This window comes from uncultured Helicobacter sp. (assembly GCF_947367035.1).
Lineage (GTDB): Bacteria > Campylobacterota > Campylobacteria > Campylobacterales > Helicobacteraceae > Helicobacter_D.
Map to the genome: position 1 here is coordinate 1 of NZ_CANBCA010000032.1, position 17,418 is coordinate 17,418.

Annotated in this window: 18 protein-coding genes; 4 read left to right on the top strand and 14 right to left on the bottom strand. The window is 35.7% G+C overall.

Going from position 1 to position 17,418, the window contains the following annotated elements:
* Window positions 1–96 precede the first annotated feature (96 nt).
* Window positions 97–1,257 (top strand): aldo/keto reductase, encoded by a 1,161-nt coding sequence (locus Q0Y61_RS08490; RefSeq protein WP_297814179.1) that lies wholly within the window; start codon window positions 97–99, stop codon window positions 1,255–1,257.
* A gap of 775 nt (window positions 1,258–2,032) precedes the next feature.
* Entirely contained in the window at window positions 2,033–2,299 is a 267-nt protein-coding gene (locus Q0Y61_RS08495; protein ID WP_297814180.1) for a helix-hairpin-helix domain-containing protein, read from the top strand.
* 89 nt (window positions 2,300–2,388) lie between these two features.
* Here Q0Y61_RS08495 and ribD read toward each other — a convergent pair whose 3' ends face one another.
* The 12 genes from ribD to Q0Y61_RS08555 all read right to left on the bottom strand — a co-directional run bounded on the left by ribD (window position 2,389) and on the right by Q0Y61_RS08555 (window position 13,964).
* Window positions 2,389–3,456: a bifunctional diaminohydroxyphosphoribosylaminopyrimidine deaminase/5-amino-6-(5-phosphoribosylamino)uracil reductase RibD gene (ribD, locus tag Q0Y61_RS08500; protein WP_297814181.1), complete on the bottom strand. Its 1,068-nt coding sequence runs from the start codon at window positions 3,454–3,456 to the stop codon at window positions 2,389–2,391.
* Window positions 3,457–3,466: 10 nt separating this feature from the next.
* Window positions 3,467–3,913, bottom strand: a complete 447-nt coding sequence (rimP, locus tag Q0Y61_RS08505; RefSeq protein WP_297814182.1) for a ribosome maturation factor RimP — start codon at window positions 3,911–3,913, stop codon at window positions 3,467–3,469.
* The gene (gene rbfA / locus Q0Y61_RS08510) at window positions 3,913–4,281 is read right to left on the bottom strand and encodes a 30S ribosome-binding factor RbfA (protein ID WP_297814183.1); all 369 of its coding nucleotides are present in this window, start codon (window positions 4,279–4,281) and stop codon (window positions 3,913–3,915) included. The genes rimP and rbfA overlap by 1 nt, the downstream gene beginning before the upstream one ends.
* Complete coding sequence (gene infB, locus Q0Y61_RS08515; RefSeq protein ID WP_297814184.1) at window positions 4,281–7,025, bottom strand: translation initiation factor IF-2; 2,745 nt, start codon at window positions 7,023–7,025, stop codon at window positions 4,281–4,283. Before infB ends, rbfA begins: the two co-directional genes overlap by 1 nt.
* Window positions 7,026–7,283: 258 nt before the next feature.
* Window positions 7,284–8,183, bottom strand: a complete 900-nt coding sequence (thrB, locus tag Q0Y61_RS08520) for a homoserine kinase (RefSeq protein ID WP_297814185.1) — start codon at window positions 8,181–8,183, stop codon at window positions 7,284–7,286.
* A 9-nt stretch (window positions 8,184–8,192) separates the two neighbouring features.
* On the bottom strand, window positions 8,193–8,753 hold the full coding sequence (locus Q0Y61_RS08525; RefSeq protein ID WP_297814186.1) for a hypothetical protein: 561 nt from the start codon (window positions 8,751–8,753) through the stop codon (window positions 8,193–8,195).
* Window positions 8,743–9,291, bottom strand: a complete 549-nt coding sequence (locus Q0Y61_RS08530; RefSeq protein WP_297814187.1) for a hypothetical protein — start codon at window positions 9,289–9,291, stop codon at window positions 8,743–8,745. The genes Q0Y61_RS08525 and Q0Y61_RS08530 overlap by 11 nt, the downstream gene beginning before the upstream one ends.
* A 2-nt stretch (window positions 9,292–9,293) precedes the next feature.
* On the bottom strand, window positions 9,294–10,148 hold the full coding sequence (gene mqnP, locus Q0Y61_RS08535; RefSeq protein ID WP_297814188.1) for a menaquinone biosynthesis prenyltransferase MqnP: 855 nt from the start codon (window positions 10,146–10,148) through the stop codon (window positions 9,294–9,296).
* Window positions 10,149–10,724 (bottom strand): DUF502 domain-containing protein, encoded by a 576-nt coding sequence (locus tag Q0Y61_RS08540; protein ID WP_297814189.1) that lies wholly within the window; start codon window positions 10,722–10,724, stop codon window positions 10,149–10,151.
* 6 nt (window positions 10,725–10,730) lie between these two features.
* Complete coding sequence (locus tag Q0Y61_RS08545; protein ID WP_297814190.1) at window positions 10,731–12,014, bottom strand: ComEC/Rec2 family competence protein; 1,284 nt, start codon at window positions 12,012–12,014, stop codon at window positions 10,731–10,733.
* Between the two features lie 112 nt (window positions 12,015–12,126).
* Window positions 12,127–12,948 (bottom strand): universal stress protein, encoded by an 822-nt coding sequence (locus tag Q0Y61_RS08550; protein WP_297814191.1) that lies wholly within the window; start codon window positions 12,946–12,948, stop codon window positions 12,127–12,129.
* 107 nt (window positions 12,949–13,055) lie between these two features.
* Complete coding sequence (locus Q0Y61_RS08555) at window positions 13,056–13,964, bottom strand: AEC family transporter (RefSeq protein WP_297814192.1); 909 nt, start codon at window positions 13,962–13,964, stop codon at window positions 13,056–13,058.
* A 420-nt stretch (window positions 13,965–14,384) separates the two neighbouring features.
* On the opposite strand from Q0Y61_RS08555, the gene Q0Y61_RS08560 reads away from it, so the two are divergent.
* Both Q0Y61_RS08560 and Q0Y61_RS08565 read left to right on the top strand, forming a co-directional pair.
* Complete coding sequence (locus tag Q0Y61_RS08560) at window positions 14,385–14,549, top strand: hypothetical protein (protein WP_297814193.1); 165 nt, start codon at window positions 14,385–14,387, stop codon at window positions 14,547–14,549.
* Window positions 14,550–14,729: 180 nt separating this feature from the next.
* On the top strand, window positions 14,730–15,533 hold the full coding sequence (locus tag Q0Y61_RS08565; RefSeq protein ID WP_297814194.1) for a TSUP family transporter: 804 nt from the start codon (window positions 14,730–14,732) through the stop codon (window positions 15,531–15,533).
* Window positions 15,534–15,669: 136 nt separating this feature from the next.
* On the opposite strand, the gene Q0Y61_RS08570 is transcribed toward Q0Y61_RS08565, so the two are convergent.
* Both Q0Y61_RS08570 and Q0Y61_RS08575 read right to left on the bottom strand, forming a co-directional pair.
* Complete coding sequence (locus Q0Y61_RS08570; protein WP_297814195.1) at window positions 15,670–16,779, bottom strand: SDR family NAD(P)-dependent oxidoreductase; 1,110 nt, start codon at window positions 16,777–16,779, stop codon at window positions 15,670–15,672.
* A 93-nt stretch (window positions 16,780–16,872) separates the two neighbouring features.
* A complete protein-coding gene (locus Q0Y61_RS08575; RefSeq protein WP_297814196.1) occupies window positions 16,873–17,349 on the bottom strand; it encodes a flavodoxin in 477 nt (158 codons plus the stop codon).
* Window positions 17,350–17,418: the final 69 nt, after the last annotated feature.

Here is a 17,418-nt window from a genome sequence, read left to right on the forward strand (position 1 = left end):
CTACCCTAGAAGCTTAAACGCCCTAAGTGCGCTTGATGAGATTGCGCCGTTGTAGTAATAGGTAAATAAATGATAACAAACATACAAGGAAATACAATGAAAGAAAAATCAGCAAAAGATTCAAGACGAGAATTTCTAAAAACAAGTGCAGCACTTGCTACAATGGCATTTTTTAGCTCTAGTGCGTTTGCAAAAGATTCTAAAGAATCTACTCAAGCACGCAAAGAGAGCACAAATACAAAGAATCGTGAGATTCCACAAAGAAAAATTGGCGATTTAAAAGTCTCCGCGATTGGCTTAGGTTGTATGGGAATGAGTGCCAATCACGGACCTGCAAGGGATAAAAAAGAAATGATAAAGCTGCTGCATAAAGCGGTGGATTTGGGATATACATTCTTTGATACCGCTGAAGTGTATGGACCACATACCAATGAGGAGCTACTCGGCGAGGCTTTGAAAGGTTATAAAGACAAAATCGTCATCAATACCAAATTTGGCTTTTACTATCCCTTTGGCAAACAACAGCTAGATTCTAGTCGCAAGTCTATTATGCGCGCAGTTGATGGGAGCTTGAAACGTTTAAAAAGGGATTGTATTGACCTCTACACGCAGCATAGAGTGGATATTGACACGCCTATTGAGGAAGTGGCAGGGACGATGAAAGATTTAGTCAAAATGGGCAAAATCAAGGCGTGGGCGTTAGGCGAAGCAGGGATTAAGACAATAGAGAGGGCGCACAAAGTCTTTGCCCCTGTGGCAATGCAGAGTCAATACTCTATGGCATTCCGCGACTTAGAGCAAAATGGCATAATGGATACTTGCCAAAAGCTAGGAATCACGATTGTCGCTTATTCTCCACTTGATAGAGGATTTTTAGGTGGAAACTTTAATAAAAACACGACTTTTCACAAAACGCTTGATTTCCGCGCGTCTATGCCACGTTATACCAAGGAAGCCCTAGAGGCAAATCAAAGTGTGATTGAGTTTATCAAAAAAGTAGCGCAGAGCAAAAGTATCAATGGCAAACCAGCAAGTGTCGCACAAGTCGCCTTAGCGTGGATTCTCTCTAACAAAAGCTTTGTGATTCCAATCCCAGAGACGACCAAGATTCATAGACTAGAGGAGAATCTTAACGCAAGTTTATTGCACTTTAGTCTTAACGAGCTAAAAGAAATCAATAAGGAGCTAAGCAAGATTGTCATCATAGGGGATAGATACGCACCCAATAGCGATGCGGCAAAGAGCGTAGGGCTGTAGATTTTAAAATCTTATTTTCCCCTTGACAAACACTAAGTGTTAGGATTTATACTATTATTTTATCTTGAAAGGGGCAAATATACAAAATTCACACGAAAAATGTGTAGAGTGCTTCATCAAAACTTTTGCAAACCTTATCACAATGGCAAGTTTTGCAATTTTTTCAATAAGTCGCTTAATTTTACTTACACCAAATCTTTGCTGCTAGACGATACACAAGGTGTTTTTGCTTCATTGTTGTTTGTGTTATCTAGTTAGTGTCATCACAAATTTTTGAAAATTTTCTCATTCCATTACCATTAAGCATTGCTTCAATCTAGGCACAATCATCATATAAATACTCCCGTAAAAGTGGAATAATCTTTTTGGTAAATAATGGATCGGAGGCTTTCTAACCTTTTTATATTCATTTTAATGTGTGTCCTTTTCAAGCAAAATTCAATTCTTGCATTCATCTTTTCTAGAGATTCTTTGGCTCACCAAATAGCTCCTCATCACTCCAGATTCTCTTGTTTGGTTCAATAAGTGTGATAATCTCACCTAAAATCTTAGAATCCCGTGATTCATTTCATCAATAATTATGTATAAATAAAGTCTTGATTTGAGTGCTATTTTAGATTCCTTATGATTATAGGTTGATTTAATGATAAAAACGCAAAAATAATGTTTCTTTTAGTAATATTTGAATAAATTTGTTTTTATGTATTTATAATAAAATGATAAAAATTTCTTTTTAATGAGGTAAAATTTGATATTACTAAATTAAGGAGATAAAATGAAAGTTTTAGCAATGTGGTTATTTATCGCTTCGTGGTTATTTGGTGCAGTAAATCTTAATACAGCAAGCAAAGAAGAGTTGATGAGTGTCAAGGGAGTTGGTGAGGCAAAAGCACAAGCTATTATTGATTATCGGTCTAAAAAGCCTTTTCAATCTGTTGAGGAGTTGGGAAATGTCAAGGGGTTTGGAAGTAAAACTTTAGATAAACTAAAAAAAGAATTTGTTGTAGAAGAAAGTTTAGAAGCCAAACAACAAAAGAAATAGCAAGGTTTTCTTAGGCTTGTTTTTGCGCCAATAAGGCTAAAAGAAATAAGCAGAAAGAATACCTGCTCTCTAGCAATAATTATTGGTAATTATATTTGTTTTGGCAGGAGCCATAGGAATAAATCTTCTCCTACTTGCATACTATGAGCAAAGTGGAAAGATTGATTAAGTCGCATAGAAAGGCTAAATTTTGTATTGATGCTTGGGTTTAGGATTATAAGAAGCATATCAATGTGAGGTTGCAGTGTTTCAAATAGCCCTGCACCGCCCTCACAAATTATAAATCCTTTTGCATCGTGCAATAAGGAATCCACATTGTGTACTATTTTTACTTCTCTATTTGACACATTAAAAAGTGGAGCAACTCTAGGAAAATTTTTATCATTTGTTAAGATTGTCACATTAGGAGTGTCTTTAGAATTTAATGTTGCAAATCGTGTATCAAGGATTGGTTTATCTATTCTGATAGTTTTGCCAGAGATGAGTAGAGAATTAGCTCTTGTCCGATAATTGTGTATTTGTTCTTGAGCGGCTTTGGAGCTAATCTGCCCACCATTGATACTCCCATCTAACCTACAAGCATATTTATAAAGTATAAAACGCTCTTTTGTCTGCAAGGATTTGAAAGGAAGCAAGAGGTGATTAGCTTTATGATTAATAGATGTCAAGTTTTTTGATTTCCAAGCTTTGGTTACAGAGATTCCACATTGTTCTAGCTCTTCTGCTCCTCCTTTTGCTTGTTTATGAATATCTTGAGCGGCAATGACGACACGTTTTATCTTTATTGTCTTTAATAATGTTGCGCACGAGGGAGTTTCACCACATTTTAAACTACTACAAGGTTCCAAACTTACATAAATGGTAGAATCGCGAAAGAGATTTTTAGAATGTTGTATCAAATAGTTATGGATTTGTGCAGAATCTTTTAATAATAAAATTGCATCATCACCGCTTAAATTTACATAGGCTTTTTGCAATGCAAGCACTTCGGCGTGTGGTTTGCCGCATTCTTGATGGGATTCCAAGCTGATGATTGCCCCATATTTATCTAATACGAGCGCACTAACTGATGGATTGGGTAGAGTTAGGATTTGGTTCTGCCAAGCATTTTGCAGGCAAAGATTTAAGTAAAATTCATCTTTCTCTATGCTTTGCAATCTTTTGCTTTCACCATTCAAAATAAGTTTGAGCTTTTTTAATAGAGTCTAGTAGAATTATTTGATTATTTTCTAGAATAAGAGCATTTTCATTTACTTGCAGCAATTTGCCTCTAAATTCTTGTTTATCCAACGTTTTAATTTTTACAAGTTCTCCTATAGCACTTTTATAATGTGTCTGATTTTTAAGTATGCGCTCAATGCCAGGGGAGCTAACTTCTAAAAAATACTTTTTAGAAGTTAGCATTTCGACATCTAAGAGAGGCGAAAGAGACAGACTGACTTCTTGGCAGTCTTCAAGAGTTATATTATCATTTTCTTTTGTATTTGGCTTTGTAATACAAATGCGTAAGATTTCATTTTCATTCTCTTTTACACTTAGAATATCATAAAGTATAAAACCTAAACTTTCTACTAATTTTTTGATTTTATCCTCTAAATCAGGAACAAGCGTCATTAATATTCCTTTTGTTTGCTTTCACGCTCTTTTTGAATTGTGTCAAATATTTTGTCTAAGCGATTTTCTTGCTCTAAGGTTGTATCAAAGCTAAACTTAAAGTCTGGACAACGAAACCAACCTGTTTCTTCTAAACAATATTCTTTGATGATTCCGTGTGCCTTTTTGAGTTGAGAGAGAATCTCCAATTTTTCTTGCTTAGTTGCAAAAGGAGCATTTAAAAAAACTTCGGCAAAATATTTTCCACGCGAACATTTTACATCTACTACATTTAAAGCATTCAAACGCATATCATTAAGGTTGGCTAATGCGCTTGGCAAAATTTCTTTTAATAGGGATTGTGCACGAGCAAGCTTTATATCTCGCATTAAAGCGTCCTTTGTTTTTCTACTTCTTTGTAGGTTTCAAAGACATCGCCTATTTGAATATCGTTGTAATTTTCTAACATAATTCCACATTCAAAGCCTTTAGCTACTTCACGCGTATCATCTTTGAAACGTTTAAGTGAAAGAATATTACCATTATGAATTACAACGCCATTGCGAATTAAGCGCACTTTGATTCCTCTTTGGATTACGCCATCAGTTACAAAACAACCTGCAATCGTTCCAACTTTGGCGATATTGAAAGTCTCACGTACTTCAGCTTGTCCTGTGTTTTCTTCTTCTAAAACAGGCGAGAGTAAGCCACCAAGCAAGGCTTTAATATCATCAAGGAGTGCGTAAATGATTGAATAGGTTTTGATTTGGATTCCCAATTCTTTGGCTTTATTTTTTACGCTTCCTGTTGGACGAACATTAAATCCTAAGATAATGCAGTTTGTGCTTGCTCCAGCTAGGGCTAAATCACTTTCTGTGATTCCACCAACTCCTTTGTGAATAATATTAACTTTGACTTCTTCATTTTGCAGTTTTTCTAAACTACCCCTAATTGCCTCTAAACTACCCTGTGTATCTGCTTTGATAATCACAGGCAGACTTTTAAGTTGTCCTTGGGCAACCATAGAGCTAAGTTCATCAAAAGAGACTTTTGTAGAATGCGAGAGTTCTTTTTGACGCAAGTGTGCAGCACGTTTTTGTGCATAATCTCTTGCAATATTATCGTTTTCTACTGCAAGTAAAATAGAACCAGCAGGAGGCACTTCATTTAATCCTGTGATAACTCCAACACCTGATGGAGGAATTTTGCTAATAGACTTGCCCATATCATCACTAATGGCACGGACACGTCCAAATGCAGTATCAGCGATAATACTATCCCCTATCTGTAAAGTTCCGTTTTGAACAATCAATGTTGCAACAGGTCCTTTGCCTTTTTCAAGACTACTTTCAATCACAATGGCACGTGCAGATTTGTTTGGATTGGCTTTAAGCTCCAAAATTTCTGCTTGCAATAAAATGGTTTCTAATAAATCATCAATTCCTTCGCCACTCTTGGCTGAAATATGCACAAATTCATAAGTTCCACCCCATTCCAATGGAGTGAAACCAAGCTCCGCAGCTTCTGCTTTAAGCTTGTCTGGATTCGCCTCTGGCTTGTCAATTTTATTGACCGCGATAATAATAGGGGCATTTGCCGCTTTAGCGTGATTTAAAGCCTCAATTGTTTGAGGTTTCACACCATCATCTGCGGCAATTACAATAATTGCAATATCAGTTACTTGCGCCCCTCTTGCACGCATTTCACTAAATGCCTCGTGTCCTGGTGTGTCAATAAAAGTAATTTGTTTGCCATTTTTATTAATTGTATAAGCACCAATATGCTGTGTGATTCCGCCTGCTTCCCCGTGTGCTATTTTGGTATTTCTAATATAGTCTAACAAAGAAGTCTTGCCGTGATCCACGTGTCCCATAATCGTAACAACAGGCGCTCTCGCTAACAGGTCTTTTTCGCTTTCTTCTTTTTCATCTAGTTGCGTATAATCTAGCTCTTCTGCATTATTAATAAGTTCAATTTGGATTCCAAATTCTTCAGCTAGAATTTCAATTGCATCTTTTTCTAAAAAGTCATTTTTTGTTACCATCATTCCAAGAGAAAAAAGCACTTTGATGACTTCCCCTATGCTTCTTCCAATTTTTTCAGCAAATTCATAGGCGCGAATTTCTTCATGGATTTTAACGATCCCACTGATGGCTTCTTCAACCTTTTGCACTTTTGGAGCTTTTTTACGACTAGATCTACGTGTGCTACCCTGTTCCATAAAGGGATTATGCCTTTGAATCTTGATACGCTCTGTGGTGGCTTTGCGTTCATTATCTTCTTCTTCCATATTGCGTTCATCTTGCACGCTTAAGTCAAACAAAATAATATCTTCTTCCTCATCATCATTAGAGCTATAAAACTCTCTATTATCTAGCAAATCTATTTTTTGTTGTCCTAGATTTTTACTTGTATGTGTATTTCCTTTTTCCTTTTTCCTTTTTTTATCTTTGCTGTGTTTTTGATTCTCTTCTAGGTTGCCTAATAAGTCCTGTAAAGTGCGTGGAGATTCTTTACGATTCTCTAATTTTGGCGTTTCTTCATTTTCACGAATATCACGTTTTTTAACGATTCTCAATCCTGTGCGTTTAATAGCAGGATTTTCTTGAGAGATTTGAACAGATGCCTTAATATCTTTTGCATCAATCTTTGTTTTTTCAGATTCTAGTTTAGCCTCTATGAAAGATTCTTGGGAAAAGCTGTTTATTTCATTTGGTAGAACATCTTGGAACTCTTGAATAACCTTTTGAATTTCTTCTTGTATTTTTGGGTCAGATTTTTGATTGTTTTTAATAGAGTCTTTTTTGGCTTTGGAAGAAGTGCTTTTAGCTGTTGTTTTTGAAGTGGAAGATTTTGTTTTTTCTTGGTCCTTTTTTTGTATTTTATGTTTTACTTTTTCGGTAGGCTCTTTAGCTTCAACATTTTTTTTACTTTCTTTAGAATTTTTTGCTATGGATTCTGTGATGGGATTAACGCCGGACAAGATATAGTTGTATAAGACACTTGCTTGTTCTGTTGTAACACTGCTTGAAGCCGTTTTGGATTCAAAACCTAGTTCTTGGGCTTTTTGTAGCACTTCCTTGCTAGTCTTGCCTAGCTCCTTAGCAATCTCACTAATACGGATTTTATCCATATAGAAAAATCTCCTTTAATGCAAATTTAATCATTTCTTTGTGTTTTTTATCCAATTTACAAATTTTTGCGATGCAATCGCTAGTTTTTGACGTTTCTTTGCAATGCAAACAAAGATAAAAACTTCTCCCTATGCCATTGAAACTTGTTAATGCAGAATCCTTGCATTGCAAACGGATTAATTGTGCTTGTGGAAAGCGACCTCTACATACGATACACATTCTAATCGGATTAGACATAAAATTTTAATTATAACAAGCTAAAGCTTAAATTCATCATCAAAAACAACGCCAAGATTATCAAAATTTAGTGTTAAGATTTTGAGTCTTGGAAATTTTTGACTTAAGGACTTATGTAATTGCGCACTATCTTCTTTGTAACATAAATTAAAAAAAGTTGAACCACTGCCAGAAAGCGTACTCATTAACGCACCATAAGAAAGAGCGCATTTTTGGACTTCAAAGAGCAGTGGAATTTGCTTCATACGATAGTATTGATGAAATCTATCCATACTCGCTTCGCGCAATAATTCAAACTTTTGAGTGATAAAAGCACTTGTTAAAACATTTGAGTGAGAAAGATTGAATACGGCATCTTTTTGGCTATATTTTTTTGGTAGAGTTTGGCGCGATAAATGGGTGGAGATGGATTGATTTGGGATTACGACAACTGCTTGAATAAAATCGGGCAGAGGGGATTGCACAAAACGCACTTCACGGTTATGTTGTGTGAGCATACAAGCATTGAATCCGCCCATACAAGCAGGAGTGATATTATCTGGGTGTGATTCATAATGTAAAGCTAGATTTAAAATTTTTTGTTTATCCAATGGAATCTCTGCGACTTTAAAGGCTGCACTAATAGCTCCGATAATTACAGCTGAACTACTTCCTAAACCTCTTGAAATTGGAATTGAATTATCAAAAGTAAATTTGAAAGGTAAAGTTTTGCCAATTAATTTTTTTAGCTGTTCATTAAAAATTCTAACAAATACATTATCTACTCGTAGTTTAGGATTCTTTGCGCCTTCCCCGTGAATTTGAATAGAGGTAAATTTGGAGGGTTTTAGGTTAAAAAGATTATAAAGTTCCAAAGCAAGTCCCAAGCTATCAAAACCCGGTCCTAGATTCGCGCTTGTCGCAGGCACACGAAAATCCATTACTTCCCCTTAATTCAAATTAGCGAATTTAAGTGTAAATTCCACTTCACCCTTGCCAATACGTAACTCTTTTGCAATGGAATCTACGCTCCAACCATCTTTAAACATTGCAATAATTCTTCCCTCATCAATATTTGTAGGGTTGCTTGGAGTGTAGGTAAATTCTTTTATCCTCTCTTCTAATCGGAAGATTTTATTTTCCAATTCTTCTATATCAGAAAGGTTATTTTTATAATCATTCCATTGTGTCTTTAGGGATTCCATTTCTACTTTGATAGGCGTTATTTGTGTATGCAGGTTAGTATCAAGCAGATTTTTGATTTCTAAACGTGTATCTTGATAAATTTGCGCTTTAATGCTAGTTTTGAAGTGTTCTAGCTCATTTTCTTGTTCCTTGATTCTTTTTTGCAAACGATAAACTTCTTTGTTTAGCTCTTCAATAGATTTTTCATAGCGGCGCGAACGTTTGGCACTTTCTCCTTCTTTTAAATATAAATATACAATCAATAAAATAAAGACGATTGCAATCCCGATTCCACCCCATAGAAGTAGATTTGCATCATTTATCATCACTTGCCTTTTTGTTGAGTTTAAGTGAGCGAATTAGCGCACGTTCCTTTCCTGCTACATATCCGTCCCATTCAATTTCATCTCTTGTATGGATTTGCTCAATCCAAGCAAGTTCTGAATGATAAATAAAATAGACAGGCACAATCCGAGTAGGAAAAGTTGGAAGTTCTATTCTACCATAATAAAGCGTGTTTTCTGAAAGGTTTGAATCCAAAATGGCAAAACAGCCGTGTCCAATTGTGTGAATAGTGGCTTTGTTTTCTAATGGTACATAATCTTTAGTATTGCCTTCTATATGGGTTTCTAACGATTCTATTTTGCGATAAATTTCTACTAAAAGTTCTAAAATGATTGCATTTTCACCCTCTAAATTCCCCTTTTTTGCACGCATTAAACGCAACCATTCGCCAATAGGGTCTTCATCGTTTTGTGTGAGTTTGTTAAATTCCAAAGCATAAGATTCTGCATTAATATATGCTTTATCAAACTCAATTTTTAAAGCAGTATTAATGAGACGACTTTTAACGAAATTTTCCATATCTAAGCCATTAAGTCTAAAATACAAAATCCTAAAAATGCGATTCCAAGATAAGCATTAATTGTAAAAAATGCACGTGGAATATGATGAAAATTTTTAGAAACCAAGTATTGCTCAACACCTAACGCAATAGCTGAAATCCCAAGTCCAATCCATACCCAAAAACCACGATGGGATTCTATAATAAACAATCCCCAAAAAACGAGTGTGAGTAAATGGAAAAAACGTGAAATCCATAAGGTTTTTGTAACACCAAACACACTAGGAATAGAATGCAACCCCTCTTTTTTATCGTGTTCAATATCTTGTAAGGCATAAAGCAAGTCAAACCCAGCGACCCAAAATAGCACGCCAAAGCATAAATAAATGCTCCACAATGGAATCTCACCACTTGTTGCTGCAACGCCTGCAATAGGTGCAAGTCCTAAGGATAATCCCAATACAAGATGTGCCAAACTTGAGAAACGTTTCATTAAGGAGTAGCTTGCAAGAATAATTAAAATAGGAATAGAAAGATAAAAACATAAATCGTTGATAAGATAGCCTATAAATATAAAAATTGCAGCATTAATATACATAAATAGTAAAATTACTTTGGGTGAGATTCTGCCATCTACACTTGGGCGGTTTTTAGTGCGAGGGTTCGTGCGGTCAAATTTGCGATCTGCATAGCGATTAAATGCCATAGCAAAATTCCTCGCGCTAATACTTGCAATAATGCCAAAAATTAATAATTTCCAGCCAAACCAACCATTTGCTGCCACAAGAATAGCGATAAAAATAAAGGGCATAGAAAAAATACTATGCTGAAACATTACAAGTTCGCTTAAGTCTTTTAATTTTTGTTGGAATTGCATTTATTTCACACCTAAAGAAATAAGCTTTTTGAATCCATCACTTACAGATAAATCTGAAAGTTTTATTTGGTCTTTTGGGAGTTTTAAAAGGAATCCTGAAGTGGGATTAGGGGTTGTTGGCACGAAAACCCAAAAATTATCGCCTTCTTCTTTGGTAATGAATCCTATGAGTTCCATATTACCAATATGGACATACGCAACACCTAAATATCCCTCTTTGTTTTTGCCTAAAAAGATACTTAAAACCTCTTTGATTCCAGAATAAACGCTTTTGACAAATGGAATCTTACCGATAATCATTTCTGTGATTTTAATAAGCAGAACTTCTTTATTCTTTTCTACTAATAGTCCGATATAATAGAGTAAAGCAAGGCTTAGAATAAAGATTAAAATTGTGATGAAAAGATTGGCATTGGTGATTCCAAAAATAGAATAAAAGATTTTAGCGCAAAATTCATAGACAAAAGAAAAAATCCAAAAAAGTAACAAAAAGGGCAGAATCGCAAGAAGACCTTTGCTGATTTTTGAAACAATAATATTCACAATCCAAGCCTTAAATTCAAATAATCCTTGCATTTTAGCCTAAAATCCATAAAAATACAAATAGATTCCATAACCATAATAGGCTAAATTAAGGATTAAAAGGGCAAGAAAAGCACGAAAGTAAAAGACGGCTAAAAATGTCAGTATATTGCATAATATAAACCATAAAATATCAGGTTTTAGGAGTATTGTATATGTTTTTAAACTGACCCATTCAAGGAGTATGGAATCCAAAAGCCCACCCATACCGAATAGGTGAAGCAATAATTCTAAGGGATAGTAAAATACAAAAAGCGGAGTGATAACAAGGGAAAAGAGTGATAAAGGTGAGAAATAAGGGAAAAAATAATAGATTACGATTCCCATTAGAAAAAAGGTTGAAGCATTTAAAAATGCACCATATAAGAATCTAGTAGCAATGGTTTTGGGGACTTGGAAGTATTTAAAAAACAGAAAAATATATAAAACACCCAAACAAGAAAAATAAAATCCCGCAGAAAAAATCAGTTGCGGGGAAAACGCAAGCAAGGCGAGAATGCACCATATAAAAGATTCTATTTGCAAGACATCTAATCCGCGCCACAATAAAAAGAATGCTATGCCACTCATTGTTATAGCGCGTAGATAGGAGGGCGATTGTGTGAGTAAGAAATAATAGGCAATTAATCCCAAGAGGACTAAGAATCCTAAATCAAAAAAAGCATTACGATAAGGAAAAAATCGTTGATGCAAGGGCTTATAAAGGAATCCCAAAATAAAAAACCCCACAGCACTTAGGATTCCGGTATGAAATCCAGAGATAGCAAAAATGTGTGCAATACCATAGCTTTGAGCCAAGCTTCGCCAAGCTTGTGGCAGACTATCAGAGAGAAAGAGTGTTAAATAATATTCGCCCATAAGTTGTGTATTGTGTTGATTTAAAATTGCTTTTCTTAAAGGTGTTCTAAAGTCTTGATTTGAGAGTAAAATTAGATTGAAGCTAGGAGCATAGAATCCGCGTAGAAATTCTATAAAAGAAATTTTATCTAATATAATGCGTAAGGCTAGAAAGCGGTATTTCAAGTCCCGCAAATCCTCTTGTGAAGTTGTATAAAAAGTGCCGAAATCACTTTTTAACTTTAATACAAAATAGTTTTTATCATTTTTGGTTTTTGTGTATTGTAACAGGACTTGTGCGGTAATTTGGGGGTTATTTTGAGATTTTAAGGTTTGGAATTGATAGAATTTAAAACCAAGTGTGAAACATAAAATGAGGCATAAAAACCCACAAAAGATTAAACGTTCTTTAAGATTGAAAAACAAAGGCGGAGAGAGATTTTGCATAAATTGCCTTTGTTGGAGCTAGAATAAATCTTGCAATTGCGAAGTTAGATGCAGAAATATTCTAGTATAAAGCCACAAGATTTGAATTTGTAGCTTAAATTTCAAAATTAGATTAAAATTTCCAAATTAGCACATCTACATTGGAGTTTTGCAATACATCTAGCGCAAAAAAGCTGACTTGCCCACTTGTTGGTAAAGCAATGAGGGAAACATTTTTGGATTCTGCCACACTTAGAAGACGAGTATAAGAGAGAATCCCGCTATCAAGCACCATTTCATTTTTACCAGATAAATTACCTAAAAATTTCTTAGAATATCCTCTTGCTTCTTCTTCTGCGCTTTTGTTAAACTTAGAAATTTGTTCCTCATCTGCACCATAACGACCTAAGCGCAATTCAAAAGGGCGTGAAATCATATGATAGAACACAAAATTAGCTTCTGGGAAAAATTTTCTTGTTGTTTTAGCAAGTTTTAGGGAATTGTCTGAAAAATCAGTTGGAGAAAAAATATTTACATAATCCGGAAGCGCTTCGTTTTTGGTTACAAGGACAGGGATTTCAGATTTACGAATAATCTTTTTAGTTACTGAACCTAGTAAAACTTCTGTTAAATATTGCGTTTCACCAGTTGCCCCTACAAGCAATAAACGACATTCGCGTTCTCTAGCGTGTTTGTTGATTTCTTTATGGATTGTGCCAACATAGCAAAATTGAGAGATTTCCACTTCCGGCTTTGGAAAATTATCGGCGATAAATTTAGCAAGTGCCTCTTTACCAACTTTTTTATCTTTTTTAGGGTCGTGGAAAATGGAATATTCTACAATATGCACAACATCAAGCGTGTATTTTTGCTTCTTAGCTAAGAACATAGCCTTTGTAAGTGCAGTTAAACTACTCTGCGAAAAATCTGTTGCTACAACGATTCTGTTTTTCATAACAAGCCTTTTTTAGATATTTTTTATTATGCTACAATAATTATTAAAAAATTTTTAAATTTTGCGTGTTTGTTGGACAAATTCATTGGGAATGTGTAATTGTATCCTCAAAGTAAAATAGAGCAAAGAAGCGGAATAGAAACAAAAGAAAATAGGATTCCAAAGGCTATTGCGCTGACTGCAAGATTTGAATCTAGTTTTGCTCTGATAATCATTGCGCCAGCAAGTGCCATTGTCGGCATAGAAGATTCCAAAATTGCAATAATACTATTGGAACTAAATTCTACATTAAAGATCTTTAGGATTCCAATAAACAAAAAAGGTGTAATGAGTGTTTTGCATAAAATAACAATTGTCGCGGATTTATAAGAATTTTTAATTGTGCCAAACCCAAGCCCAAGCCCAATAGCAAATAGTGCTACGGCTGTGGTTGCGTTGCCTAATGCACGAATAGGACCAAAAATAAAATCTGGTAATTCAATGACTTTGCACAAAAATCCAAGTGTTAGTGCAATAAAAGGCGGGAAAATCATAATGCGCTTGAGGTTTTGAAAGAGACTTAGAGGCTGATTGCCCCCAAGAGATAAGATAAAGGGTGCAAGGAGTGAAAAGGGTAGAGCTGTTGCTAAAGCGTCATAAAATACAACTTTTCCTATAAAGCTCGTATCATAGATTCCAACAATCACAGGAATCCCAATAAAGAGAGTGTTTCCAAAAGAAGAGAGTAAAAACATACTAATGAGCGTAGAGCGTGAAAAAGAGGCGAGATATCCAACTGAAACTGCAATCATTCCAGCGAATAAACTAGACAAAAGTCCCGTGAGAATCAATAAAGTTAAAGTCATATCAAGCTGAAGATGATAAATGCCATCAAAAATTAAGCAAGGGATTGTAAAAGTAACGGCGAAATCTAAAAGTGTGCGGGATTGCTTTTGCTTTAAAACCCCGATAAGTTTAGCAATATATCCACCCATAAGTAAAATAAAAATTGTCCAAAGAGGATTGAAAATAAACATTGGAATCCCTAAAGATAGTTACAAGAATTTAAAGACAAAATTATAGTCTGCAAATATTAAATTGTCATTAGAGAGATTTAAGCAGATTCGTGCTTCATCAAGAACAATTTTGAATGTCTTTCTAAATTAAGGGAAATTGGATAGGGGGCTTAGAATCCAAAACTTATAATCATATATTTAACAAAAGTGGTAATTTTATTCAAAATTTAAATAAAATAATGATAATAATCGGTTTTTTGTTTAGAATGAACAATATATCATAAGGGTATTCTAAGATACTTAAAAGATTCTTGGTATTGTGATAATGAGTGGCTATTGGCTGGCAGAACGTTTGTAGAGGATTTTTAGCAAGTAAGAGTGCAGTGAATGATTATGTGACGCAGGTGTTAGAGTTTAAGCTTAGGAGAATAAAAGTAAATTATGGGTGTGCTAAACTCTAAAGATAGCTTTACACTTAAGGAGATAGCGAAGTTCACACAAGAAAACAAGTTCAACTCTCAAACAACGCAAGTGAGTAAAATTTACGATGATATTACAGATTTACTAAACATTCTATGTCTTGAAAACTTCAATACGATTTCATAGAATCCTCCTTGTTTGTAAAATAGATTGTGTAATTATACAGCCTGATACTAAGTATTTGTCAAGGGGTGAAAGAAAATATTCAAGATTTGCAAATGCCTTTTTTCAAATAAAATTTAGTATATAATGCAAAGATTTTGATTTTTGCCAACATAAGAAAGTGATACTTTAATAAGGAGAAATATGAGCTTAGATTTATTCACAATGGCTACATTTACAACCCCTACATTTGAAGGCATAGCTCTGTATTTTTATCCTCTCTTCTTTATTGCTTCTATTGTAGGCGGGGTTGTAGGCTCACTCTCTGGCGGAGCAGGAATGATAACAATGCCCTTATTGCTTGTAAGCGGACTAAATCCCATCCAAGCCTTAGCGACAAATAAGCTTCAAGCCTGTGTAGGCTCATTCGTCAGCGCAGCACATTATTATCATCAAGGTTTGGTGGATATGAAAGAAAGTCGTGCGGTAATGATAATTGCACTGCTCTTTGGAGCATCGGGCGCGATTTTAGTGCAATTTATAGAGATTGCTTTGCTCTCAAAAATCTTGCCTTTTGTGATGATAGCAGTAGGCGCATATTTCTTACTCTCTCCAAACATTAGCGAGGAGGACAGAGCCAAAAATCCTCATAAAATCTTTTTGTTTATAAGCATCGCAATAGCAGGATTATATGGAGGATTCTTAGGCATTGGGATTGGCTCTTTCATCTTAGCTCTGCTTGTAAGTATTGGTGGTTATGGACTTAGCAAAGCCTTAGCGCATTCGCGTTGGATTGTTTTTAGTATCAACATCGCCTCTACTTTGTTTTTCATACTCGGAGGCAATGTGCTTTGGATTCTAGGCATTATTATGTGTGTGGGACAAATCATCGGTGCAAGCTTTGGGGCACGCCTTGCAATAAAGCACGGAGCAAGGATTATCCGCCCGATTGTAATATGCGTGTGCTTTGCCCTCTCCACTCAATTACTTATTAGGGAGTTTTTCTAGGATTCTAAAATCCTATTTCAAAAACGAGCGCGATAACTTCCTTTTGTGCGATGTTTTTATAAAGATTGGTATCAAAGCAAAACTCTGGCGTGTATTTTCTACCTCGTATGCTTAAAGCAAGGCTTTCATCATTTTGTTATCTCTTATCAAACGCACTTCCTGCAGAATCGCTAAAGTCAGCAGCTCCTGCATAGCCTTGTGTAGCCTTAATATCCTCACTTACCCACGCGATTTTATTCTCCGCACTCTTAAACGCTGCCTCACCCATAAAGAGACTAAAAGGCGGTTTTTGCATTCGTGAGACATCATAGAGAATCTCTGCAAATTTTTGCGGATTGCCCGCTTGTTTGCCACTATAATTTGCACTTCTATCCAAAAATGCTTTGCGTCTTGCCTCATAATCACTCACTTCCTTATCACCCAAAACCATACTTGTGCCTAAAAACTCTGTGCGAAATCCCGCTGGCATTACATTAATCGTGTGGATTCCATATTCGCTCACATCAAGGAGTAAGCCCTCGCTTAGCGCAGAAATGGCAAATTTACTCATACAATAAGGCGTGGAGTTATTAGATACTCTAAAGCCCCCAATGGAGCTAAGATTAAAGATTCTCGCCTTAATGTTCTCTGTGCTGCCTCCCTCTTTGATACTTTGAGGACGCATTATCTTTAAGGCATTTTGCGCGACTAAAAAGGGTGCGAAAACATTAACCTCAAATTGCTCTCTAAGCTGCTTCTCGCTCACTTCCTCTACAAAGCCTAAAAGCCCATATCCTGCATTATTGACGACATTACCCAATCTGCCAAATTTCTTTTTGACTGCCTCTAAATTTGCGGCGATTTTGGCATTCATATCGCCATTAAAGCTAAGCTCTAAGGGTAAGAAGTTTGCGTATTCTTTGCCAAGTTTGGATTCTATATTGTTAAGCTTCCTTGAAGTTGCCGCAACCTTATCGCCTTTGCTTAAAAGATATTTTGCAAGTTCTAAGCCTAAACCTCCACTTGCACCTGTGATATACCATACTTGAGGATTTGTATTCATTGTTGCTCCTTGATTTTGTGGGGCTTTTGTGCTCCCGCTTTGTGCTCGATTCTGCGTGTTTTTGGGATTTTGCTTAGAATCCCCTTTAGAATCACACGCACTTAAGGCAAATCCACTAATGCTCACTAGACTTGCTCCTATGCCTAATTTTGCAGAGGTTTTGAGAAACTCCCTGCGCTCTAGTGATTCTTTATTTTTTTGCATTGCACCTCCTTTATTGAAAAGATAAAATGACATTATAAAGCCTGACACTTGGTATTTGTCAAGGGGAAATAAAATTTAAATTGCATTTTAATATTATGCAATTCCTAAACCCTCAAGCCATTTTTTGAGTTTTGCCTTGCTTGTGCCAAAATTAAAGCGTCTGCCCTCTTTGAAAATCGCATTGGGAGCGCACTTTGCCATATCGCGTGGGGCATTGCTCAAATCACTCCCACCGCTTGTGCAAAAAGGCACGATGGTTTTGCCACTAAAATCGTGGGATTCTAAAAATGTGAAAATAATCTGTGGCGCACTATACCACCAAATAGGGAATCCAATAAAGATTGTATCGTAGCTTGAAATCTCTATGCTTTTAGCAATTTGTGGGCGCGAGGCTTTGTCTTTGCACTCTTTTGTGCTGCGGCTTTGCTCATCTCTCCAATCCAAATCCGCTTGAGAATAAGGCTCTGCAGGGATTATCTCATAAAGCTTTGCATCTGCCACCTCTGCTAAGGCTAAAGCAATTTCCCTTGTGATACCGCTTGCGCTAAAAAATGCGACTAAGGCTTTCATTTTTACTCCTTGCTAGGATATTTTTCTGCTGTTTATTTCCTGTATTATCCCCCCCCTTAAAATTTGCAG